General features: G+C 62.3%; 19 protein-coding genes and 1 tRNA gene. 2 read left to right on the top strand and 18 right to left on the bottom strand.

Features of this window, described 5'->3' with window-relative positions; translation table 11 throughout:
• Positions 1-43: 43 nt before the first annotated feature.
• Positions 44-619, bottom strand: coding sequence for a DUF2798 domain-containing protein (locus B5F33_RS01240; RefSeq protein ID WP_239284646.1), 576 nt, complete (start codon positions 617-619; stop codon positions 44-46).
• A 447-nt stretch (positions 620-1,066) separates the two neighbouring features.
• On the opposite strand from B5F33_RS01240, the gene B5F33_RS01235 reads away from it, so the two are divergent.
• On the top strand, positions 1,067-2,050 hold the full coding sequence (locus tag B5F33_RS01235; RefSeq protein ID WP_087409968.1) for a DMT family transporter: 984 nt from the start codon (positions 1,067-1,069) through the stop codon (positions 2,048-2,050).
• A gap of 532 nt (positions 2,051-2,582) precedes the next feature.
• On the opposite strand, the gene B5F33_RS01230 is transcribed toward B5F33_RS01235, so the two are convergent.
• From B5F33_RS01230 to B5F33_RS01160, 15 genes are all read right to left on the bottom strand, one after another.
• Positions 2,583-3,980, bottom strand: coding sequence for an MFS transporter (locus B5F33_RS01230; protein WP_087409967.1), 1,398 nt, complete (start codon positions 3,978-3,980; stop codon positions 2,583-2,585).
• 232 nt (positions 3,981-4,212) lie between these two features.
• Positions 4,213-6,228: a lysine--tRNA ligase gene (lysS, locus tag B5F33_RS01225; RefSeq protein WP_087409966.1), complete on the bottom strand. Its 2,016-nt coding sequence runs from the start codon at positions 6,226-6,228 to the stop codon at positions 4,213-4,215.
• 113 nt (positions 6,229-6,341) lie between these two features.
• Positions 6,342-6,815, bottom strand: a complete 474-nt coding sequence (gene greA / locus B5F33_RS01220) for a transcription elongation factor GreA (RefSeq protein WP_087409965.1) — start codon at positions 6,813-6,815, stop codon at positions 6,342-6,344.
• 107 nt (positions 6,816-6,922) lie between these two features.
• On the bottom strand, positions 6,923-7,186 hold the full coding sequence (gene tatA, locus B5F33_RS01215) for a twin-arginine translocase TatA/TatE family subunit (protein ID WP_087409964.1): 264 nt from the start codon (positions 7,184-7,186) through the stop codon (positions 6,923-6,925).
• A gap of 186 nt (positions 7,187-7,372) precedes the next feature.
• On the bottom strand, positions 7,373-8,044 hold the full coding sequence (locus tag B5F33_RS01210) for a pentapeptide repeat-containing protein (RefSeq protein ID WP_239284644.1): 672 nt from the start codon (positions 8,042-8,044) through the stop codon (positions 7,373-7,375).
• 141 nt (positions 8,045-8,185) lie between these two features.
• Positions 8,186-8,262, bottom strand: a tRNA-Pro gene (locus B5F33_RS01205).
• A gap of 37 nt (positions 8,263-8,299) precedes the next feature.
• Positions 8,300-9,193, bottom strand: a complete 894-nt coding sequence (gene ispE, locus B5F33_RS01200; RefSeq protein WP_087409963.1) for a 4-(cytidine 5'-diphospho)-2-C-methyl-D-erythritol kinase — start codon at positions 9,191-9,193, stop codon at positions 8,300-8,302.
• Between the two features lies 1 nt (position 9,194).
• Positions 9,195-9,491, bottom strand: a complete 297-nt coding sequence (locus B5F33_RS01195; RefSeq protein WP_087409962.1) for a Veg family protein — start codon at positions 9,489-9,491, stop codon at positions 9,195-9,197.
• A gap of 150 nt (positions 9,492-9,641) precedes the next feature.
• Positions 9,642-10,088 carry a D-aminoacyl-tRNA deacylase gene (gene dtd / locus B5F33_RS01190; protein ID WP_087409961.1) on the bottom strand — a complete coding sequence of 149 codons (447 nt, stop codon included), beginning with the start codon at positions 10,086-10,088 and terminating at the stop codon, positions 9,642-9,644.
• 4 nt (positions 10,089-10,092) lie between these two features.
• Entirely contained in the window at positions 10,093-10,809 is a 717-nt protein-coding gene (rdgB, locus tag B5F33_RS01185; RefSeq protein ID WP_087409960.1) for an RdgB/HAM1 family non-canonical purine NTP pyrophosphatase, read from the bottom strand.
• Between the two features lie 150 nt (positions 10,810-10,959).
• Positions 10,960-11,694 (bottom strand): ribonuclease PH, encoded by a 735-nt coding sequence (rph, locus tag B5F33_RS01180; RefSeq protein ID WP_087409959.1) that lies wholly within the window; start codon positions 11,692-11,694, stop codon positions 10,960-10,962.
• Between the two features lie 211 nt (positions 11,695-11,905).
• On the bottom strand, positions 11,906-12,877 hold the full coding sequence (murI, locus tag B5F33_RS01175; RefSeq protein WP_087409958.1) for a glutamate racemase: 972 nt from the start codon (positions 12,875-12,877) through the stop codon (positions 11,906-11,908).
• Between the two features lie 5 nt (positions 12,878-12,882).
• A complete protein-coding gene (locus B5F33_RS01170; protein WP_087409957.1) occupies positions 12,883-13,800 on the bottom strand; it encodes an HAD-IIB family hydrolase in 918 nt (305 codons plus the stop codon).
• A 164-nt stretch (positions 13,801-13,964) separates the two neighbouring features.
• Positions 13,965-14,447: an S-ribosylhomocysteine lyase gene (locus B5F33_RS01165; protein WP_087409956.1), complete on the bottom strand. Its 483-nt coding sequence runs from the start codon at positions 14,445-14,447 to the stop codon at positions 13,965-13,967.
• 723 nt (positions 14,448-15,170) lie between these two features.
• A complete protein-coding gene (locus B5F33_RS01160) occupies positions 15,171-15,509 on the bottom strand; it encodes a hypothetical protein (RefSeq protein WP_087409955.1) in 339 nt (112 codons plus the stop codon).
• Between the two features lie 77 nt (positions 15,510-15,586).
• Here B5F33_RS01160 and B5F33_RS01155 point away from each other — a divergent pair, with 77 nt between their 5' ends.
• Positions 15,587-15,811, top strand: coding sequence for an ATP-binding protein (locus B5F33_RS01155; RefSeq protein WP_087409954.1), 225 nt, complete (start codon positions 15,587-15,589; stop codon positions 15,809-15,811).
• A gap of 669 nt (positions 15,812-16,480) precedes the next feature.
• On the opposite strand, the gene B5F33_RS01150 is transcribed toward B5F33_RS01155, so the two are convergent.
• Both B5F33_RS01150 and B5F33_RS01145 read right to left on the bottom strand, forming a co-directional pair.
• Positions 16,481-20,014 carry an S-layer homology domain-containing protein gene (locus tag B5F33_RS01150; protein ID WP_087409953.1) on the bottom strand — a complete coding sequence of 1,178 codons (3,534 nt, stop codon included), beginning with the start codon at positions 20,012-20,014 and terminating at the stop codon, positions 16,481-16,483.
• A 523-nt stretch (positions 20,015-20,537) separates the two neighbouring features.
• Entirely contained in the window at positions 20,538-21,845 is a 1,308-nt protein-coding gene (locus B5F33_RS01145) for a DUF4143 domain-containing protein (RefSeq protein WP_087409952.1), read from the bottom strand.
• Positions 21,846-22,445 lie beyond the last annotated feature (600 nt).

The raw sequence follows: 22,445 nt of genomic DNA, 5'->3' as shown, positions 1-22,445 counted from the left end.
CCAGATCGTGCTGTTGCGTCGGACCGACAGGGCTTGATAGGGCTTACAGCTCCTGTGCGACAACCTGCTGCGGCATGGCAGCATCGGAGACATGAGCGCCGGACTCCATGGTGCCGGCAGCCGCCAGGGGCTCAGCGAGCACGGTGCCCTCCGGGAAGACGCGGCGGAACAGCCAACGCGAGAACGGGCCCGCAACGATGAGGTTCCACGGCAGCGCAGCAATGAAATTCCACGGAATGTTCGAGATCCACGTGGGCAGGATCATGGCAGGGTTCCCCACATGGGTGAAGGCCTCAAGCGCACCATACAGCGACATGAAGAACACCATGGGGAACACCATCATGGTGGAGATGGAAAGCGTGATGGCAAGCTTGGAGCTCTTGCCGGGCGTCACGAGGAAACGGAACGCGAACCACTTGGCAAAGCGGCTGGCCACAAACACGTCCAGCAGCATGGCCACGATATACGCGGGCGGGAAGCCGACCCAGGCCTCGGCAAGAATACCGAGGTCGAACTGCCATCCATGAACGCGCATGACGTTATAGACGGACATCCACAGCACCATGCAGAAGCACATGATGATGGTGAAGATGAGGCTCTCTCGCTTATTGGTGGGCATGAATGACATAACCTTTCTCGACGTTGTCCCGCCTCTCGCGACGGGCCGACTTTCGCACGCGCGCCACAAAAAAGCTGGCGTCCCGATTCGCGCGGTGACGCCAGCCTGAATATGTAGTCGGTTGTGCAGCTGTGCGGATTAGCCTAACAAGTTTTTCCGCTCAATGTAAGTGGAAGGTTTGTGATGATGCCTCGGCAAGCCTCTGCCGTGGGTGAAATTCGTGCGGCACCAGGGCGCACGGAGGCGGCGACTGAGCGGGCGACTTGGGTGTATGGCCGGGGCGCTGCGGAGCATACGGTCGAAACGGACAGCGGAGGGCGCGGGGGTTGTGGCAACTCGTACCGAAGCGCAATTGAGCATGGCCCTCACCGTCGCAATGTCCCACAATATATCGGGCGCCATACGGCACGCCGACACCAAGCGAAGCAAACGAGAGGCACGAGGTTCATGGAGCGACAGCAGGTTGCAGCAACGGCAGACCACGAGACGGTTCCTCGGGACCGGCCGCCGCTTCTCTCCCGAACCTGGTGCGTATGCCTCCTTGCCCTGGCAAGCTGCCTTCTGTGGGGCAGCGCCATACCGTGCATCAAGCTCGGATACGAGTTTCTCGCCATCGATACCGCAGACGTTCCATCGGTCTTCCTGTTCGCCGGCCTTCGCTTTATGCTGGCAGGCGTCATCGCACTGGTCGCAGCGGGCATCGGAAGGCGCGGCATCCCCCGCGTGCCCCGCGCGTCGTGGCACAAGGTCGTCAAGCTTGCGCTGGCACAGACCATCGTGCAGTACGCGTTTTTCTATATCGGAGTGGCAAACGCGCCGGGCGTGCGAGGATCAATCGTGAACGGCTCGAGCACCTTCTTCGCCATTCTCGTCGCGGCGCTCGTATTTCACCAGGAGCGACTCGATGCCCGCAAGGTGGTGGGCTGCATCGTGGGGTTCGCCGGCGTTATCATCGCGAACCTTACCGGTGGGGATCTGGGCGGCAGCATGACGGTCACCGGCGAGGGCTTCATTCTGGTCGCCTCGGTGTCAAGCGCTGTCTCGGCCGCGCTCATCCATATGTTTGCCCAGGGCGATGACCCCGTGGCGCTGAGCGGCTGGCAGTTTGTACTGGGCGGAGCCGTGCTCACGGTCGCGGGACTCGTTCTGGGCGGCAGCCTGGGGCAAGTGACACCTCAGGGGCTGGGCATGCTCTCCTACCTGGCCTGCGTGTCGGGCATCGCCTATTCGCTCTGGTCGCTTCTGCTCAAGCACAACCCCACCTCACGCGTGGTGATCTATGAGTTTAGCCTGCCCGTCTTCGGCGTGGTGTTATCGAGCCTACTTCTCAACGAGGCCTCGACGATACCGTGGCAGCAGACCGCGCTTGCCCTTGTACTCGTTGTGGCAGGCATCATCGTCGTAAATGCGCCGCGACCGCAGAAGCGGTAACTTGCTGCGCCCATGCAACGCCGCACTATTTGAGCATCTTGGTAGCCATTCAGCCGCTTACAGAACAGTTTGCCGGCCCACCTCAGGAGAAATCAAGCACAGCCGAGGCAGCGCGTTTGGCGCCGCCCTCCCCGAAAACACCCCATCAGAGCCTTTTGAACCCACCGATTGTACGTTCGTTTCGGAAGAGGGCGTCCAAAACGCGATGTGGCGAGTAGACCGGGCGTTTCAAAGAAAAAACCCGCAGGTAGAAGAGGTGATGCAAATTGGGCTACTTGGCAGTTCGCCGTTTGGACGCCCTCTTCCGAAACGAACGTGCACAGAGCACCGCCCGCACCCGAAAAAACACCTCGTAGCCGAGCGCTATAAACGCAAGGCGCCGGGCGGTGCCCCTTTCGACACGAACCACACGGCCCAAAAGCCCCTGCCGGGGCTTTTGGGCCGTGGCCGTCCTGCCCTTTTGACAGCCGAGCCTAGATACCAAAACCGAGCACAGAGCTTGGAACGAAACGAAATGCGGTAGCCACGCCTGCTAGGCGAGGACGCGCTGAGAGATGATGCGCTGAAGAACGAGGCAGAGCGCGGCGATGCCCCACAGCAGCGGATAGCCGCCCATCTGCAGCAGCGCACCGCCGAGCGCCGAGCCCACGCCGCCGCAGGCAAAAACCGCAAAGCCGATGAGACCGGTGCAAAGTCCTGCCTGATTTGGATCGGCCTCCATGGAAAGCGTAACAAGCGTGGGCTGAACAAGGATATAGCCCAAGCCGAGCGCGGCGGCAGCGACGAGCGCCGGCACCCACGAACCCGATACGGCCGAAAGGACAAGCGCTAAGGAAGACACCAACCCCGATACCTCACCGATGCCGATAACATGTGCAAGGCCGCGGCCTGCGCCAAGGCGTCCGGAAAGCGCCCCGCCGATGAGACAGAAGACGCCGTAGAGCATCATCACCAGGCCGGACTGCGTTGAAGTGAGCCCACACGCCTCGGAAAGAAACGTTCCCATAAGACCATAGACGCCCAAAAAGAGCAGGCCCGTACTGCATGCAAGCAGGAACACTGCCCGATGCGGACCAAAAAAGATGCGCAGGGCATCGCGGAAGAACGCAACGATGGGGTTGACGGTCTTGTTGGGATTGACGGTCTTGTTGGGATTGACGGCCTTGTTGGTCGCCGCAATGGGCTCTGAAGAATCGTGCGCGGCAGCGCTCACCGCATCCGCAGAGGGCATCTGCGCAGTCGGCGCGGCAATGCTCGTCGCATCAACATCCTGGGCCGTTACACGCGATTCGCCGGTGCCGGTGTCGTCGCAGCCATCTCGGCCATCTCTGCAATCGAGGCTCCCCTGATGCTTCGGCTCGCGCAAGGTAAACAACCCCAGCCATGCAAGCGCCGCCAGCACGCCAAACGCCGCAAAGGCAGCACGCCAGCCCACAAGATCAGTCAGGATGCCGCCAAGACCCGCCGACAGTCCCTGCCCGGTGAAGGTGATGCCCATGAGGATACCCACGGCGCCCGCGCGACGGTCGGGTCCAACCACATCGCCCACAAACGCCTGGGACACCGAGATGATGCCCGCCGCAAAACAGCCCGTTACCACGCGCGCGACCACCAAGAATTCGAGGTTGGGCACCACGGCACACAGAAAGGTACCCACGCAAAGGCCCAGCACGATGATGCGAAGCAGGCGCAGACGCCCCACCCCGTCGCCCAGCCTGCCGCAGACCGGCTGCAGCGCACCATACGGCAACAGGTAGGCAGTTAAGACGATTGCCGCAGCTGTCGGGGCCACAGAAAGCGTATGGGCTATAGCAGGCAGCGCCGGAGAAACAAACCAGTTATCCGCTGCGGACACAAGTCCGCAGAACCCCAACGTAACCACCACGTGCAGCTGAGCCGCCGTGAGTCGCGGTCTCTCTCCGTCTGCCATTGACAACCCCTCCTATCCAACGCGTCCATTATAGAAGGGATACGCCACAGCAGACGGTCATGAGGAAATAGACGGCGTTGCTCGCGCCCACCTCTGCGCACTCGCACCCGCGTATAGAAAGGTCCCCCACCTCCAAGCCCTTTCGGACGGGAGGTGAGGGACCATCTTGTGGCTTCAGTTCTGAGCTGCCTCAGTTCGGGCACGCAACGCCTTAGCTCGGCCGCGCAGCGCCTTAGTAGAGCTTGGCGCCCGCAGGAATCGCGTCATCGACCATGAGCAGATTCAGGCGCTCCTCGCCATCTTCCTCGTGCACGGCGCTAATCAGCATGCCGCACGAATCGATGCCCATCATCTTGCGCGGCGGCAGGTTCGTGATGGCGATGCAGGTCTTGCCCACAAGGTCCTCCGGCTCGTAGTACATGCTGATGCCGGAGAGAATGGTGCGGTCCGTGCCCGAGCCGTCGTCAAGCGTGAACTGCAGCAGCTTCTTGCTCTTAGGCACGGCGGCGCACGCCTTCACCTTGACCGCACGGAAGTCGCTCTTGCTGAACGTCTCGAAGTCCACGAAGTCGGCAAAGAGCGGCTCGACGGCGACCTTGTCGAAGTCGAGCGTCGGCACCTTGTTGGGGGCAACGGCCACGCCAGCTGCGACCTCGGCAGCCTCGGCGGACGCAGCGGCAGCCTCGGCCTCCTGCTTCGCCTTCGCCGCAGCAATGCCAGCGTTGCCCTTGCCCTCGGGCTTCATGTGCGGGAACAGCAGAACGTCGCGGATGCTCGCCGAATCGGTGAGCAGCATGACCACGCGGTCGATGCCGATGCCGATACCACCCGCAGGCGGCATGCCATACTCGAGGGCGCGCACGTAGTCCTCGTCGTACTCCATGGCCTCGTCGTCGCCGCCGGCCTTCTCCTCCATCTGCTTGGCGAAGCGCTCCGCCTGGTCAACGGGGTCATTGAGCTCGGAGAACGCGTTGGCGTACTCATGGCCGGCAATGACAAGCTCGAAGCGATGCGTCAGGCGCGGGTCGTCCTCGAAGCGCTTGGCAAGCGGGCTCACCTCGATGGGATAGTCCACCACGAAGGTCGGGTTCACGATCGAAGGCTCGCCAATCTCGTCGTAGAGCTCGGCGATGAGCTTACCAGCGGTCCACTCGGGCTTGACCTCGATATCGTGCTCGGCGCAGGCGGCGCGCAGCTCCTCGACCGGGGTATCAAGCGTAACCTCGCGTCCAAGCGCGGAGGAGACGATCTCGGTCATGGGGCGGCTCGGCCACGTGCCCGACAGGTCGATCTCGGTACCCTGGTACACGATCTTCTCGCCCGCGCCGATAGCAGCCGCGGCCGCCTTGATGACGCCCTCGGCAAGTTGCTTCATGCCCTCGAGATCGGAGAAGGCGCGGTACGCCTCCATGGTGGTGAACTCGGGGTTGTGCGTAAGGTCCATGCCCTCGTTGCGGAAAATGCGGCCGATCTCGAACACGCGCTCAAATCCGCCCACGAGCAGACGCTTCAGGTGCAGCTCGGTAGCGATGCGCAGGTAGCACTCCTGGTTGAGCGCGTTGAAGTGCGTGATGAACGGCTTGGCCGTGGCGCCGCCCTGGATGGTCTGCAGAATGGGCGTCTCGACCTCCATGTAGCCGTTGCCCTCCATGTAGCGACGGAACGCCGAGACGATGGCGGAGCGCTTGGCAAACGTGGAGCGCACGTCCTCGTTCACAATGAGGTCGACGTAGCGCTGGCGATAGCGGGTCTCCTTGTCGGAGAGGCCATGGAACTTCTCGGGCAGGGGGCGCACCGCCTTAGAGAGGAGCTCGATGCGCTTCGGAGCCACCGACAGCTGACCGCGGCGCGTACGCACCACGACGCCCTCGACGCCCACGATGTCGCCCAGGTCGAGCTCCTGCAGCAGCGACCAATCCTCCTCGCGCATGTCGTTGATGCGGCAGAAGAGCTGAATGTCGCCGGTGGCATCGCGAACCACCACGAAGGCGATCTTGCCCTGGCCGCGCTTGGCCATGACACGCCCGCCGATGCGTACGACGTCCTCGGTGTCAACGCCGGCCTCGAGGTCCGCGTACTTGGCCTCGATGTCCTCGACGTGGTCTTCCACGTCGGAGTGCTCGGGATAGGGGTTGCGTCCGGCGGCGTACAGCGCCTCGCGCTTGCTCAGACGATGCGCGCGCTCGTCGTTCAGGGTATCCGGAGCCTGTGCGCCCTCGGCGACCTGCTCGGTCTGGTTCTCTGCCATGCTTGCTCCTTGCTGCGTCTTCCGTTATGCCAACGGAATCTCTTCAACGAAAAAGCTCCCCAGGGCCTTGCGGTCCCGGGGAGCGTACAGGTTTGTTCGCACCGGGCCGCGGCCTAGCGCGTGATCTTCGTAATGGTGTAGATGCGGGACTTGCCGGACGGCGTCACGACCTCGACGGTGTCGCCCTCGGCGCGGCCGATGATGGCGCGGCCGACGGGGGACTCGTTCGAGATCTTGTGCTCGAGCGAGTTGGTCTCGGTGGTACCAACCAGGGTGACCTCGGTGGCCACGCCGTCGCCGTCAACCAGACCGACCGTGCAGCCAATGGAGACGATCAGGTTGTGATCGAGCGACTCGGCCTCCTTGGCGTTGGCGAGAATAGACTGAATCTCGGCGATGCGGGCGGCGTTTTTGGCCTGCTCCTCCTTGGCGTCGTCGTACTCGGAGTTCTCCGAGAGGTCGCCGAAGTCGCGGGCGGTGCGAATGCGCTCGACGATCTCTTTCGTGAGGTCGCCCTCGCGCCACTCAAGCTCGTCAACCAGCTTCTGGCGGCCTTCGGCTGTCAGTACGATCTCGCTTGCATCCATGCAGAAAACTCCTTGCTGTCGCGGTGTGCGTCCAAATCCCACGGGAGAAAAAAGCGACCGGCTGACCATGTGGTAACCGGCCGCCGCTTACCCGACGTTATGCGTTCCTACTCAGAGATGGGACCCTGGTCGGATTCGGCTTCCTTCTTTTTCTTGGCCTCGGCCAGCTTCTCCTCGAGCTCGCGGATCTCCTTGTCCTCGTCGCTCTCCTCTGCAGGCTCATCGGTGGAGCTGTCGGTGCCCTCCATGCCCTCGCGCAGGTTCTTGACCGTGGAACCAAGCGACTTGCCGAGCTTCGGAAGGTTCTTGGGCCCGAAGATGATCAGGACAACAACCAGGATGACGATCCACTCAAAACCCTTAGGGAACATGTTTCCTCCCATATGTGCGCCAAAACGTGCTCGGTCGAGTATACCGCGCACGCGTGGCATGGACAACATCGCCATATTTTACACGCGCGCAGGTAATCCGTATGTAAAGCCGTGTAAAAAATGAAGAAGACGCCATATGAGGACGGACTGCGAAGGCAGGAGGCGACGGGCTGGAATGGCGCCGCCCTATTCGTCCTTGATACGTACGCCCAGAAAGCCAACGAGGTCCAAGGCCTGCTCGGGCGCGATGATGGCTCCACGCAGCTCGCGCAAGCCGCTCGACACCACGAGGCCTCCTATGTTGCACGATGAGAGATCCACGCCTTCGAGCGACGTCCTCATGACATCCGCCCGTGATAGGTCGCAGCGCTCGAGCTCGACGCGGCCAAGCTTGACTGCCCGCCACACGCTCTCGGCCAGACAGGTGTCCCGTGCAACAACACCGCGCACGGATGCCTCCGAGAAGTCGGCGTATCGCAGCTGGCAGTCGGTAAACGAGACGCCGGTCAACCTGCCCTGGCCAAACCCCAGACCCGGTGCCGAGCACGCCCGGAAATCGACGCGGTTGAGCCAGCTTCGCTCCATGGAACAGGATATAAAACGGCAGCCAACAAACAGGATGTCTGTGAAAGTGCAGCCCGAAAAGTCGCCGTCCTCGAACAAACAGTTATGGAACACGACCTCGGAAAAGGAGGCGGCGTCGGGATCGAGGCGCTCAAACGACTCCCCGTCGAATGCGGTCAGGGCGATTTCGGCGTCAGGCTCCTGCAGGCGCTCGGTCAGCTCTAGGTCCGACAGATGCCTTCCGATCTTTTCGTTGACCCGAGCATAGCCATGTCGCGGCATACCGCTTTTCATCGGAGGACTCCTTTCATCATCTGCGACGCGGGCCCAATGAGAGCGAAGCTCCCCTTCCCCCAAATCGCAGCGGTGTCCTGCCCCTCGTATCCCTTCGTACGCAAAAGGCCTGCCGACAAGCGGCAGGCCTTTACATTCAAATGGTCGGGTTGACTGGATTTGAACCAGCGACCCCCGCGTCCCGAACGCGGTGCTCTACCAAACTGAGCCACAACCCGAAGCGGAGGCTATCTTAGCACAAGCCTGTGCGGGATGCTAGCCCGCAGCAACATAAGGTCCCGAGTTCTCCATTTTTGCGGACTGACCCCACCAACCGTGCTCGTTGAGCGCGGAAAGCGCGATGGCGTCGGCGGCCATCTGGGTGTTGCATATCGCAAATACGCACGCGCCGGAGCCGGTCACGTCTGCCGCACGAACCTCGGGCTGCTCGCGAATCCAATCGAGGATCTGCGCGATCTCGGGCTCGATGGAGCAGGCAGCAGGCGCCAGGTTGTTGGCGACGCTGTTAAAAATGGCCGTCTCGTCATGCAGGCGCAGCGCCTCGAGCATGGGGTCGAGCGGAGCCGCGTCAATCGGGCTCTCGTCAAACCGCACGTAGGCGTCGCGCGCCGTCACGCCGCTGGCAAGCGGCTTGACCAGCGCGACCGGCGTGCCGGTCAGCGGGCGAAACAGCTCGCGCATCTCATCGCCGGCGCCGGCAAGATACGCAGGGGGACCGTACAAAAAGAACGGCACGTCGGCCCCGATGGAGCGCGCGATCTCATCGATCTTGGGGTCGGTGGGATCGAGATGCCATGCGCGGCACAGCGCCATGATGACCGCCGCCGCATCGGTCGACGGACCGCCCAGGCCAGACCGAATAGGAATGTGCTTGTCGATCAGGATCGTGAAGTTGGGCTCGCGTTCAAATGCCTTGCCCATGGCGACCGCCGCACGATAGGCGGTGTTCTCCTCCATGGGAAAGTCAGCCTCGGGCACGGTATGAACCGCGAGCTCGTCGGCAGGCGCAATGGCAAGCGTGTCGGTCAGGTCGATCGTCGTCATGACGGAATCGACCCGATGGTAGCCGCGTGCGTCCTTCTGCGTGTGCACGCCCAGGTAGAGGTTAATCTTTGCCGGAGCGGTAATAAGCATGAACCGCGCAGGCATCTTAGTGCTCCTCGGACTGGTTGCCAAGCGGAGTGAAGATGTGCTCGCCCGTCTCGGGGTCGAAGAGCTCGACAGACCCGGTGAGCACGTCCACGTACTGGTACGACTGACGCGAGGTACGGCCACGGCGCTCGTTGACCTCGACGATGAAGACCGCCGGGTGCACCGTCTTGATGACGCCCATGCGCTCGATGACGCGCGTGCGGCCCATGTTGGCCTTCACCTTCACGCGCTGTCCCACCATCTGGCTCAGATGCTCGTGAATCTCCTCGACGTGGTTGACTACCAGCTCTTCCATGTACGATGCCTCCCACTTGCTGTGCAATCAGGGCAGAATATCCCCAACATAAAGTCAAACGTACAAGAGTATAGCAGCCTCGCGGTGCTTGAGCTCGCAACTCGGCGGCATGTGGTGAGGGTGTGGCGAAACACCCTGCGACCTGCGGCGCTACAGGTCGTCGGTGTCGAGCACGATGGTGAACGGTCCGTCGTTCACGAGCTCGACGCGCATGTCGGCGCCAAATCTGCCGGTAGCGACACGGGGGACGTCGGCGCGCACGAGCGAGACGAAGTACTCATAGAGCTCGTTGGCAAGCGCGGGCGATCCGGCGTCGGTAAACGAGGGACGACGGCCGCGCCTGCAGTCGGCGTACAGCGTGAACTGCGACACCACAAGAACGCTGCCGCCCACGTCGTCGAGCGACCGGTTGGTCTTGCCTTGCTCGTCCTCGAAGATGCGCAGCGAGAAGATCTTGTGCCAGAGCTGCTCGGCCTGGGCGCGAGTGTCGTCGTGCCCCACGCCCAGTAAGATGAGGTAGCCCTTATCGATTGCTCCTACGACTTCGCCACCGATGGTGACGCTGGAGGAAAGCACCCGCTGAACAACCGCGCGCACGGCTCTACGCCTCCTCGGCGGCGTTGCAGGACGCCTCGGGCGTCGTAGCAGCGGCGGAATCGGCCGTCCCGTCGGCGCCTCGGTCTTCTGCTGCGAGCTTCTGGCACAGGTCCTGCAGTGCATGGAACCTGTGGCTGATGGCGTTTTTCTCCTCGGGCATGAGCTCTGCCATGGTCTTTCCCGGCGTGTCGGCGGGCAGGAACAGTGGGTCATATCCAAACCCGTGCTCTCCCCTTCCCTCGTGGCCCACCGTGCCCTCGCACGCGCCCTCGCCCAGGCGCACCAGGCCGCTCGGCTCGATCAGCGCGACCACGCTCATGAAACGCGCCGTGCGCTCGGCATCGGGGACGTCACGCATGTTTGCGAGCAGCTTGGCGTTGTTGGCGGCATCGTCGCCGTGAACGCCCGCATAGCGCGCAGAGTATACGCCCGGCTCGCCGTCGAGCGCGTCCACCACCAGGCCCGAATCGTCTGCGACCGCGGTAAGGCCCGTCGCGGCGACCGCGGCCTCGGCCTTGATGATCGCGTTTTCGGCGAACGTCGTGCCGTTCTCCTCGGGCTCTTCGAAGTCGCCCAGCTGGCCAAGCGCGACAAAGCGCGTTCCCGGCAGGGCACGCCCCAGGATATCCTCGATCTCAACAAGCTTATGCGCGTTGCCCGTTGCCACCACCACGGTGTGGGCGGGGTCGAGCTCCGCGATATCGATGTGCTCAAGCGCCATGTTGTTCGCTCCTCTCACAATACGCTGCAGTGTGATGCCCGCGTGTCGGTAAGTGCCCCGCCATGCGGCTGGGGCATCGGTGCGCTGACCGGGCGGGCGCCCTTGCCCCCTTGACTTGCAGCCTGACGTCCGCGCCGTGGGGCAACCCCGTTAGTCCTGGAATGCCGTGATTTCGTCCTGCAGGGCAATGAGATGCTTGATACCAAGGTCACCCAGGTCAAGCAGGGTGTTCAGACGCGCACGATCAAACGGGGTGCGCTCGCCCGTGCCCTGGATCTCGATGATCTCTCCCGAGCCCGTCGCGACCAGGTTCATGTCGACCTCGGCGTTGGAGTCCTCGGAGTAGTCGAGATCCAGCAGGTTCTCGCCATCAACGACGCCCATGGACACGGCCGCAACCTGGTCGACCAGCGGCAGGCGGGGAATCTTTCCCGCGGCGACCCACGCCATGAGGGCGTCGTGCAGGGCGACCCAAGCGCCCGTGATGCTTGCCGTACGGGTTCCGCCGTCGGCCTGCAACACGTCGCAATCCACGGTGACGGTGTACTCGCCGAGGGCGCGCAGGTTGGTGACGGTGCGCAGGCTGCGACCGATCAGACGCTCGATCTCCATGGAGCGGCCCTTGCGCTGTCCGGTCTCGCGGCGGCTCCGGCGGTTGGTCGAGGCGGGCAGCATGGCATACTCCGCCGTCACCCAACCGGCGCGACTCGCCTTGCGCCAACCGGGAAGTCCCTCTTCGATGGTGGCGGCGCACAGCACCTTCGTGTCGCCAAACTCCACCAGGCACGACCCCAGCGCGTGCTTCATGACGTCGCGCGTGAGCTTCACAGGGCGCATCTCGTTGGCGGCGCGCCCGTTTGCGCGCACAGAATCGGTGGTCAGCATGTCGTTCCTAAACCTTTCGTACCTTATGTAACAGGACCGCTGTGGGGTGGTCCCTACGAACATCCATCGTCAAGAGCAACCTTTACCGGGCAGGTTTTCGCGGGACTGCGGGGCGGCGCCTTCGGGTCGGGCCCCACCAGGTCAAGCCCTCGGTGAACCGAACCTCACCCGACCGATTCCTCAGCGAGCCAAGCTCTACCCGGCCGCTTCGCTATCGCCGGTCGAGGGCTTCCAGCTCATCGAGGCCCACGTATTCCACGCTGCGCAGCGGCTGGCCAAAGATGAAGCTGCCCGCCGCCGCAAAGGCGGCGATGTTGTCCGACGTGGTGGCAAAGCGATGCTGCGGCTCCACATCGGCCGAGGCCAGCTGCTCGCGGCGCTGCAGGATATCGGTGAGCTCGCGCGTGGTCTCCTCGGCCGAGGACACCACGTGCACACCCGGACCCAGCGCGGCGCGAATGGGGCCGGCAAGCAGCGGGAAGTGCGTGCAGCCCAGCACCACCGTATCGACGTCGCGATCGGCTAGCGGCGACAGCGTGCGGCAAACTTCGGCTCGGTTCTCGGGCGTATCGAAAATGTCGCCGTTTTCCAGCCAGCGCTCTTGAAGATGCGCGCCCGTGGCTAGCTCGCGCTCAACGATTTCGACGAAGCTGGGCGCAGGGCAGCCATACACGTCTACGCCGGCATCCAGGCTGTGGATGGCGCGCCGATAGGCGCCCGACCGCACGGTGAGCTCGGTTGCCAGCACGCCCACCTTGCGCGTACGCGTGGTGTTGATGGCGGCGCGGGCGCCCGGTGCGATGACGCCGATCACCGGCACACGCAGCAGCTGCTGCGCAAGGTGCAGGCCGGCGGCCGTCGCGGTATTGCAGGCAATGACCATGATCTTGACGTCGTGCGCCTCGAGCCATCGCCCCGCCTGTATCACGAAAGAGCGCACCTCGTCCTCGTCGCGCGGACCGTACGGGCAGCGCTTCGTGTCGCCCAGGTAGTAGATGGACTCGTGCGGAAGGGCGCGAGCCATGGCGCGGGCCACCGTGAGGCCTCCCAGCCCCGAGTCAAAGACGCCGATCGGTCGGCTGTTGCCGCCGCGCTCGGCCGCCAGGGGGTCGGTAGCCGACGGATGGGGCGTGACCAGGCTTCCCGGTCCGACGAAGCCCGCCTCGGCACGTTGCTGCTGCATGCGCCTCAGCCCTCCACTCGGTCCTGCGCCGCCAGCACGCAGCGCATGCCGTTGACCCAACCGTCCACCAAGCGGCCAGGCGCGACGAACGCGTTATCGTGGCTCGCCAGGAACTCCTCGGCCGAAGAGCTCTTAAGACCGTTCTCCACCAGGAGGAACGTGTCGCACGTGTCCGCCATGAGAAAGTCGGACGGAGCGTCGCCGATCGCGAGCGTCTCCGACAAGTCGATGCCGCGCAGGCTGCAGAAGCGCTTGATGCCGCGCCCCTTGTTCAGGCCGCGAGGCATGATGTTGAACGCACGGCCCCGCACGCCTTCCGGCAGCTTGAGCGTAGTCGGAGCCGAGATGTAGTTCAGAAAGCCGTTGTCTCCCCAGTCGAGCTCCGCGCCGGACTGCTCAATGATGGCGCGCGCCTCCTCATCGGGAATCTCGCCGCGCAGGCCGACGGTGACCTCGCGGTGCTTGTAGCCCGTCGACATGTCGTTGTGGTATTCCAGAAGACCCGGCCACCGCGTCGAGAACTCGTCGAGGATGCCCGTGGCCTCGATGCACTCGTGCGGCGAGTAGCCCCAGGCGGGATTGAACGGCATGTCGGCCGTGTAGTACTCCCAGCGGCTCTCGCTGTTGTCGAGCATGAGCAGTCCGCCCATCTCGCCGATAAAGGAGTTGAGGCCCAGCAGGCGAATATCTTCGTGGAGCATCGAGCGATTTCGTCCCGAGCACGGGATGACCTCGATGCCCGCCTGCTTGAGTTCGAGCAGCGCGCGCACAAAGTCGAGGCTTGGCTCGCCAGAAGCATTCGCAAGCACGCACGATCCCGGCCCCAACATGGTGCCGTCGAGGTCGGTGAAGATGTAGCGGACGCGCCGCAAGCGGTCGCGCAGCTCGCCGGTTGGCGTTTCGGGCAGGACGGTATGGGCCATGGAACAGCTCCTTTTGGAGTGGACGCAGATGCGCATTTCATTGTAGCCGCTGGCGCGAGACCACGCGAAACAAACAGGCGATGCTCGGCGCGCGATGGGGCGCGGCGTGTTTGCTGGTGGCTCGGCGCGCGGGTTCTTGCGTTCCTGCTGGTGGTCGGGCGCCCCTACTGATACTGCAGGCGCGTCTCGTCGGCGTGGTCCAGGTCGCGCTCCAGATAGCGCGCCGCCAGCCATTTGGCCATGGGGAGGTTCTGATCCAAGTAGTTACCGCACTCCTCGGGGCGCGCGCCCGGAATCTCGCCCTCAAAGTCGCGAACGAACGCAAAGAGCTCACGAACAAGCGGGAGAATCTCCTGAGAACTCACCTGCCCAAACACCACCAGGTAAAAGCCGGTCCGGCATCCCATGGGCCCAAAGTAGACCACGCGCGAGGCCCAATCGGGATGGTTCCGCAAAAACGTCGCGCCCAGATGCTCGATAGTATGGCACTCGGCGGTGTTCATCACCGGCTCGTGGTTCGGCTCGGTAAGACGCAGGTCAAACGTGGTTACCTGCGCACCCGTGGCGGGGTCGGTGTCTATGCGCGAGACGTACACCCCCGGCTTGAGTACGAGGTGGTTGACGGTGAAGCTGGCGATCTTCTCCATGATGAGTCCTTCCGGGCGGGCAAGGCTGCCCAAGCGCGAATCATACGTACGCACCGAGTATACGGCCATAGGGGCGGACCGGCTGCACGCCTTCTTGCCCGCAGTGTTGTCAACAAGAGAATTCCCCAAGGACCTTCCTGAAGGACCCTTCCGGAGGACCCGAGACGCGCTGCTCCACGCGAGTTGCGTACCCCGTTGTCGAGTTACGTGCGCGTGGCAGGTGTTACGTGCGCCCAACTGAAATTGCGTGCGCCCGATGAAAATTGCGTGCGCGATACGACCATAATCGCCCTCAATTGGAGGTGATTATGGCCGAAAACCTCTATCAACTTTTAAAGCGCGCACGCAACTTGAATTCGAGGTAGGCAACTCAAGACGTACGTGGGGGCCGAACCCACTCCTCAGAGGACATCTCGAAAAAGGCAGGCGCCTCCCCTACTCCCTAGGGGTATCCCGAGGGGCACGCTCCTTACGAAATGCACCGGGGAATACCGGACGAGAGACCTACCAGGTCTGACCCCCTGCCCAGAACCCATCCGACACCCCTCCGACCACACAGGCATCACCGGTGCACCGCATCAGCATTTCCCGCGCCTCGTCAGCATCGCACGCATCGCGAATCGGCATGGAAACTACCCGCTTCACGCTCCGCAGGGCCACACCCTCACTTCGTCGATATAGCCAACATCTCTCGTTGGTATGCGATTGGCCCATTTTTGCCCTTCACGGTTCATCAGCCGGTATTATCGCCGCATTGATGCAGACGCTGACGGCCGAATACAGGCCAAGCGTCCTGAGCACATCTACCGTGTCGCTTCTGCGGTATGCCTTTCCGCGATAGAGATATGGCTTGTCCCTGCCCTCGATCACCGCGATGGCGCCAACCGGAAGCCTCGACATTTCCCAGCACTCGACGCTGGATCGTGGCACGGGTTTCACGTCGTCGTTGGTGGCGCTTTCAATTGACATCCGCACTTGCGCAGCATCTCTCGCGTCACCTTTCGAGCCAACCATCAATTCTGGCAAATTCATCCAGTTAATTGGATGAACTTGAAGCTTCACCGAATTTCATCCATTTGGTTGGACAGATCGAAACATGTCTTGCAAGCAAACGATGCGTCGAATATAAATGAAGCCGCTTGGGCGATTTGGAAATCGACTTTGTTGCCGAGCGCGAGGGCAGGCCGCATTACTTCCAGGTCGCATTGTCTGTACTGGATGAGTCGACCCTAGAGCGCGAGCTGCGTCCGCTCGAGCGGCTGGACGATGCCTACCCCAAGACACTGCTCACCTTGGACCGCATTGGGTCGAGCGACCACAACGGTATAGAGCAGTTGAATCTCATCGATTGGCTGTTGGCGTAGTCTCATGGGAAGCGACTGCATCCCGTTGTGGCCGTTATCTAGGTGATGCGTCATACGAGCGAGCTTACTCCCGTCTTGTCGCGGGTCTGTGTCCTTGGACGCGCGAGCTGCATGTGGCGTTTTTACGTTGCGTGCGCTGGACGAGAGTTACGAGCGCGATTCGGCCACAATCGCCCTCATTAGCCGTGGCATGGTCAATATGGACCCGCGCTGGGCATGGGGATCGCATAATTGAAGAGCGCGTGGTCAATTGGAACGCGCGCTGGGCAGCGGCCCCGCTCGCATGCATGCGGGTGTGGTCAAGATGTCGACCTCCTGGGCAGCAAGGCGGTCCCACCGCGGACCAACACGCGAAAATCTCCCGTTGCACGTGCCCAGTGCTCAGCGAAATCGACCAACGACCGCACCAGGCCACGCTCCTCTTGCCCAGCGGACATTCGAATTGACCAGTCACTCGAACCGGACGCGTCTCCCATGCCCAGTAACCACTCGAATCGACCAACGACGCAGGGTGGAAACGGCCGGAACCCCCTATCGACTTTGGAATCGTGCACGCAACTAGGGCGAGGGATACGGCTCGGGAACGAGGAAGGAGCCCCTTGACGAAGACGGCCCGGGACGGTCCGCTGAGACGTCCCGGGCCGGAGCATCCGAAACGATCTCGGGGTTCTAGCGGGAGCCGAGAGTCTCGTCCGCTCCCTCCGTGGCGAGGCGGTAGAGCACCGTCGCCGCCTGGGCGCGGGTGAGGGTGCCCGCGGGGTCGAGCTCGCCGGTGTTGCCGTACCCCTTGAGCAGGCCCGTGGAGACCGCCCATATGACCGCCGGCCTCGCCCACGAGGACGTCTCGCCGCCGTCGAGGAAGGCGCCGAGGTCCGCCTCGGCCGCAGGCGAGCCCGCGGCGCGCCAGAAGACCACGGCAAGCTGCTCGCGCGTGAGCGGAGCGTCAGGCGCGAAGCGGCCGGAGCCGTCGTCGTAACCGGTCATGAGGCCCTGGTCGGTTGCCCAGGAGACCGCCTCCGCGTACCAGGCGCCGTAGGCGCAGTCGGAGTACCTCTCTACACCGGCGGGGTCGGCCGCGGGCGAGCCGGCGGCCTTGTAGAGCGTCGCCGCGAGCTGGGCGCGCGTGAGGGCGTCCTCCGTGCCGAAGAGGTTCGACCCGTCGTCGTAGCCGGTCATGACGCCGTGGAGCCACGTCCAGCGGACGGGCTCCGAGTACCACTCGCCCTCGGACGCGTCCGCAAACGGCAGCGCGTGGCCGACCTTATCGATGACGATAGCGTACTGGCTGGCATGGGAGAGCCTCAGGGAGACGCTCCCGTCGTCGTCGATCCGGGCGTCGGTCTCGAAGGAGAGCCGCTCGTCGTCCTCGTCGTAGTGATAGAGGTTGGCCCAGTATCCGGCGTTCTCCCGGCCCAGCGGGGCCGTCAGAACCATCTCGAAGCCGAACTCGCCGTCGTGAGCCAGGGCGATCTGCACGGTGCCGACCTCGCCTGTGACGGCGTTGATCACGTCCACGGGGATGCCGTCGGTGCCCATGCCCACACCCAAGTCGAGGTCGCCGATGTCGGCGCCCTTGGGCACGTCCTGGCCGTTCACCGTCCAGCTCACACCGTCTTCCAGCTCGAAGGTCACGTCCACATCCTTGCCGGCGACCTCCTCGAAGACCTCGCCGGGCACCTCGGTCTCGCCACCCATATCGATGACGATGGAACCGCCGCCCTCGGCGCCCGCGATCTCATCCTTGATGTCATCCCAGCCCTCGGAGCCGGAGGTGCTGGGGCCGTCCGTGTGCGCGGGCGGGACATAGGTGCTCCGATAAGTCACCTCCACGGTGCAGGAAGCCTTGGTGGGGTCGTAGTTGTCGTTCCCGTCAAAGCTGGCGGTAAAGGTGTACGTCTGCGTGCGGTTGGGCAGGCTGGCCGTCCAAGCGCCGTCGTCGCCCGCCGCCACGGTGATGCTGCCGTCGTCGCAGGCCACCGTGACGCTCCCGCCGCCTTCCGGCACGCCGGTGAGGGTCAGCGTTACGGTACCCCGACCCCGCAGGGACGCAGGAGAGGCCGCCAGAGCTAGCTCGGGCGTGGCCTTGGCAATGGTCACGGTCACACAGACTGGGGCGGTATCGCTGTAGTTTTGATCTGCCTGCACCTTGTACCAGACGTAGTATGTGCCCGCGTTGGTGCCGGTAGGGATGGTCGCACTGTAATTATCAGCTGGCACATCGTCCGCGCTAGTTCCCAGGGCATACACCATGGTGCCATTGCTGGCTGAGCCCGCCGTCACCAGAGCTTGGGCTGTGACGGTGAAGGTCAAGCTAGTGTTGGCCTCCGGCGCGGTGTCCACAGAAGAAGCTGCCGCGGTGATGGAGCCGGTGGTAGCGGCCGTGTCGCTGGACAGGCTGTACCACTTCGCATCGTCACCGCTGAGAGTGATACCCGTAGCGGTGATGGTCTTGTTGGCGCCCGCGTTGGCATCGTCGTAGGTGATACTTTCAGCCGAAACCGTCACGGTATCGGCTGAAAGTACGCCGCTCAGACCGACAGTCAGCCCAGTCGGCGCGTTGGTCTCGCCGTCGTAGGTTTTGGCCGTCGTACCGCTGAGAGAGGCTGTAACCGCCTTCTGATTCAGCGTGATGGTCGCGGTGGCCTCGCCGCTGGTCAGGCCAGAACTGCCGCCGTATTTCACCGTGAGGGTCTGGCTTCCCGTGGGCATCAGCTGACTGGCAGTATTGTATTGAAGGATGAAGCTACCATCAGTCGTCGTCACATCCGCTTTGGCAATCGGGCTGTCATTCCTCGACACATACAACCCCACCTGGTTTTGCTCCGGTTCGGCCAACAGGCTGACGCCGTTGGTCGAGGGGGCCGCCGTGACGGTGCCCGAAATGGTGATGGTATCGCCGTAGGTGAATATGTTGGTCTGCGTCGAGCCATAGGATACGGTTGCCGTGATGCTCGGCGTAGCAGAATTGATGGTTACGATAAAACTCACATCGGTTTCGGGATAATAGATTTTGTTTGCCCCGTCGATGTACGCAGCAAATGTGGCGGTGCCGGTATAGGTACCCACGGCGGACGGGGTGTCGTTTACCGCTTCTTCGTTACTGTCCTTGTAGGAATAGCTGACTTCTACATTGTGAGTATTGCCCGAAACGATTGGGGTATAGCTTGTGCCGTAAGTCACGGTCACACTAGCTACACCGTACCCCGAAGTGCTGCCGGTCGTATACACCGCATAGGGGTAGCCGTTTTGATAGTCCGTATCGCCGTAATGGTTTCCTTGGGAAATGTCCACAGCGGTACAACCGCTGGCAACCGCTCTCCCCGCGACAGTATTCGCTGTGGCGTCGCCGTTGGCAAAATACCCGCCTGTAATGTTGGCAGTGTCGCTTGTGTCATCAAAAGAGGAGCCAATATATCCGTCGGATATATTGAGCGTTTTACTACCAGCAATGTAAACTGTACCGCTCCCAATGGTTCCGCCTTGGATGTTAGCCACATTGTTCACATACAATTCAGCGCCCTTCCAGGCGGTCGTATTGCCGGAAATGGTTCCGCCGTACATATAGAACGTGCCACCATTACGCACGCCACCGCCAGTATCACCCGTATTGTTGGTGATCGTGCCGCCGTACATCGTAAAAGTTGTATTAGCCCATGTGGTCACACCGCCACCAGACTCTTCACTACTTTTCCCTGCGATGGTGCCGCCATACATAGTAAAGGAGGCGTTACCCGAAGTTGGATACACTTCGACCCCGCCGCCGGCTCTGTCACTACCAGTGGTTTTTCCGCCGGTGATAACGCCTCCGGTGTAGGAAATACCACTGTGCGTGGTATTTGGCCGGCAGTCGCACAGCGTTAAGTTTCCGCCACTGCTTATCGTAATGACCGAACCGTTACCGCTGCCCGTTAAAACGTATCCGTTGAGGCAGAGGGTGACGGTGCCGGTGATGGTCAGGTCGCCCGTTACATCACCATTTAGATAGTAGTTACCGCCACTCAGGGTCTGTGTGCCGGTGATGGCAGTCCAGCCACTGTGGCTGGTGTCATGGTCGTTCCCCTCGCGGGGTTCCACGGCCACCGTTGCAGAACTCGTACTCGACAACGCATCGCCCAACGCCTCTGCCAAAACGGGCTGTGCGCCACCGGACACCGCCACCGCAATACATGCCGCAAGTACCATCAAAACAACGACAGCCAGCATCTGCCATCTTTGAGCTAGACGCTCAGAACGAGCGTCCCCCCCCCGAACATTATTTCGATTGCGGAACGGAACATGGCGGCACCGGCCTTTCCTTAGCTGTCTTGTACGCACGCAAACAGCGTGGACATACTGGATTTCCTCAACGTATCGGAAAAAATACCTCGTCGCAAGCGCCTTTGTCCGAATGGCGCCCCTGGCGTCCGAACGGTCGCGACCGCAGCGCCCAAATTGCGGCAATATACACGGACGAGACCGACGGAGCGCATATATTGCGGCAATCCACACGCTCGAGTACCCATATCGGGGCCCTGAGCGTGCGGATTGCCGCAATATAGAATTCGTGCGTGCGAATTGCCGCAGAACAGCGCAGCCGCTCGCAACGTCATGCTCGAAAGCGAACAGTTAGGTACCGATGTGCTATCGAGTGCTAAAAAACACGTTTATGCAGAACGCAAAAAGGCCTCCCCAGCTGCGGAAAGACCTTTCAGATCAGTGGCGGGCGATGAGGGAACCCCCGGCGACGCTAGGCCCTCAGGGCCCGTATGGGAATCACGTACACGCCCTCGGATGTACGCCGCGCGTATTTTGAGATGCCGGTCACCACCGCAAGAAACTCCGGCTCGCGCACCCGCGCGCGCTGGTTCTCACAGAGCTTCCGCTTGAGCCGCAGGAGGCTGCTCGCGGCATCGGCAACCTTGTCCTCGCTCACTTTGAACTCAAAGGCCGCCCAGCGCCCGTCCGCAAGCTCTATGATCGCATCCGCCTCAAGGCCCGCGTCATCACGGTAGTAGCGCACCGGCTCAAAGCCCACGTTTGGCAGCGCGCGGGCATAGACCGTGAGGTCGCGCATGCAAAGGGATTCAAACAAGAGACCAAAGGTCTGCCAGTCACGCAGCAGCGCATCGGGCGCCATCCCCAGCTGGGCTGCTGCAAGGGAGGGATCGGCAAGGTAGCGCTTGGGCTTGACTGCCAGGCGCTTACGCGAGCGCGTCGGAGGAACCCATCCGGGGTACTCCTCAATAAGATAGGAAGCCTTGAGCAGAGAGAGGTAGGATGCCACGGTCCCCTGCGCGATGACCGAGGTGCCGTCCTCTTCGCCGTACATGTCGCGGACAATGGTTGTGTAGGTCGCCGCCTGACCGAGGTTGCGTGCGAGAGACGCCACGAGCCGAGCGGCCACATCGGCGTCCTTACCGGCCTTGGGCACGCTCTCCGTAAAAAAGAGCCGCAGGTATTCCCGTGCGAGCGTCTGGGCATTTGAAACTTCGGAGCCGACGGCCTCGGGCCATCCCCCTCTGCAGCAGAGATCGATGAGCTCGCGGGTATCGTCTGGAGCAAGACACGGTTCAAAGTCTCCCTCAAAAAGCCTGGCAAGAGAGACACCACCGGTAGAATCCCCACTCTCAAAGAGCGACATCGGGTGCATGCGCACCCGCCCGATGCGCCCAGCGCCGCTATGGCTCGGCGCCTCCCCATCCTTGTTGGTGCGCAGGAACGGCGTTGACGACCCTGTGAGAATCCAGCCACCGCGAAGGCCGCGCTCGCGGTCCACGCTGCGGCGCACCACATCCCAAATGCGCGGAACGAGCTGCCATTCGTCAATAACGTGCGGGCGATCACCGAGCGTCATAAGAGAAGGGTCAGCACGTGCAAGGTCAAGATCGTCATCAACATATGAAACGCTTGCGCCGTGTTCGCGGGCGGTCCACGTCTTGCCGCACCACTTGGTGCCCGCTATTTCAACGGCTCCGAAGATTTCCAGGTATCGCTCGACTTGCTCATCTACCACGCGAGGAAGGTAACCCTCCGGCGCAATGCCCTGCCGTGCCATATGCTCACCCCTCATCCAGGCATTATGATTCGTAACCATTATATTCCGAATATTTCAACATTGATTTTCCGAATTTTTCAACCGTGTTTTTCCGAATAATTCAACGGTGATTTTCCGAATTTCGAGTGATGGTGGCAGAGAAACCCTATCCTGTGCCCAGAAGCACGGCGTAGTAGGCTGCCTTCAGAAAACAGCGTAGACATACTGGATTTCCTCAACGTATCGGAAAAAACACCTCGTCGCAAGCGCCTTTGTCCGAACGGCGCCCCTGGCGTCCGAACGGTCGCGACCGCAGCGCCCAAATCGCGGCAATATACACGGACGAGACCGACGGAGCGCATATATTGCGGCAATCCACACGCTCGAGCACCCATATCGGGGCCCCGAGCGTGCGGATTGCCGCAACATAGAATTCGTGCGTGCGAATTGCCGCAGAACAGCGCAGCCGCTCGCAACGTCATGCTCGAAAGCGAACAGTTAGGTACCGATGTGCTATCGAGTGCTAAAAAACACGTTTATGCAGAACGCAAAAAGGCCTCCCCAGCTGCGGAAAGGCCTTTCGATGCCATGGTGGGCGATGAGGGACTCCCCGGCGCCTCA

The organism is Collinsella sp. An2, assembly GCF_002160065.1.
Taxonomy (GTDB): Bacteria; Actinomycetota; Coriobacteriia; order Coriobacteriales; family Coriobacteriaceae; genus Limicola.
This window is presented reverse-complemented; position numbering and strand designations above follow the sequence as displayed.

Coding starts and splice junctions, on each gene's coding strand:
- B5F33_RS01240 (WP_239284646.1), bottom strand. CDS start 619: ATGCCCACCAATAAGCGAGAGAGCCTCATCTTCACCATCATCATGTGC.
- B5F33_RS01235 (WP_087409968.1), top strand. CDS start 1,067: ATGGAGCGACAGCAGGTTGCAGCAACGGCAGACCACGAGACGGTTCCT.
- B5F33_RS01230 (WP_087409967.1), bottom strand. CDS start 3,980: ATGGCAGACGGAGAGAGACCGCGACTCACGGCGGCTCAGCTGCACGTG.
- lysS (WP_087409966.1), bottom strand. CDS start 6,228: ATGGCAGAGAACCAGACCGAGCAGGTCGCCGAGGGCGCACAGGCTCCG.
- greA (WP_087409965.1), bottom strand. CDS start 6,815: ATGGATGCAAGCGAGATCGTACTGACAGCCGAAGGCCGCCAGAAGCTG.
- tatA (WP_087409964.1), bottom strand. CDS start 7,186: ATGTTCCCTAAGGGTTTTGAGTGGATCGTCATCCTGGTTGTTGTCCTG.
- B5F33_RS01210 (WP_239284644.1), bottom strand. CDS start 8,044: ATGAAAAGCGGTATGCCGCGACATGGCTATGCTCGGGTCAACGAAAAG.
- ispE (WP_087409963.1), bottom strand. CDS start 9,193: ATGCCTGCGCGGTTCATGCTTATTACCGCTCCGGCAAAGATTAACCTC.
- B5F33_RS01195 (WP_087409962.1), bottom strand. CDS start 9,491: ATGGAAGAGCTGGTAGTCAACCACGTCGAGGAGATTCACGAGCATCTG.
- rdgB (WP_087409960.1), bottom strand. CDS start 10,809: ATGGCGCTTGAGCACATCGATATCGCGGAGCTCGACCCCGCCCACACC.
- rph (WP_087409959.1), bottom strand. CDS start 11,694: ATGCTGACCACCGATTCTGTGCGCGCAAACGGGCGCGCCGCCAACGAG.
- murI (WP_087409958.1), bottom strand. CDS start 12,877: ATGCAGCAGCAACGTGCCGAGGCGGGCTTCGTCGGACCGGGAAGCCTG.
- B5F33_RS01170 (WP_087409957.1), bottom strand. CDS start 13,800: ATGGCCCATACCGTCCTGCCCGAAACGCCAACCGGCGAGCTGCGCGAC.
- B5F33_RS01165 (WP_087409956.1), bottom strand. CDS start 14,447: ATGGAGAAGATCGCCAGCTTCACCGTCAACCACCTCGTACTCAAGCCG.
- B5F33_RS01150 (WP_087409953.1), bottom strand. CDS start 20,014: ATGCTGGCTGTCGTTGTTTTGATGGTACTTGCGGCATGTATTGCGGTG.
- B5F33_RS01145 (WP_087409952.1), bottom strand. CDS start 21,845: ATGGCACGGCAGGGCATTGCGCCGGAGGGTTACCTTCCTCGCGTGGTA.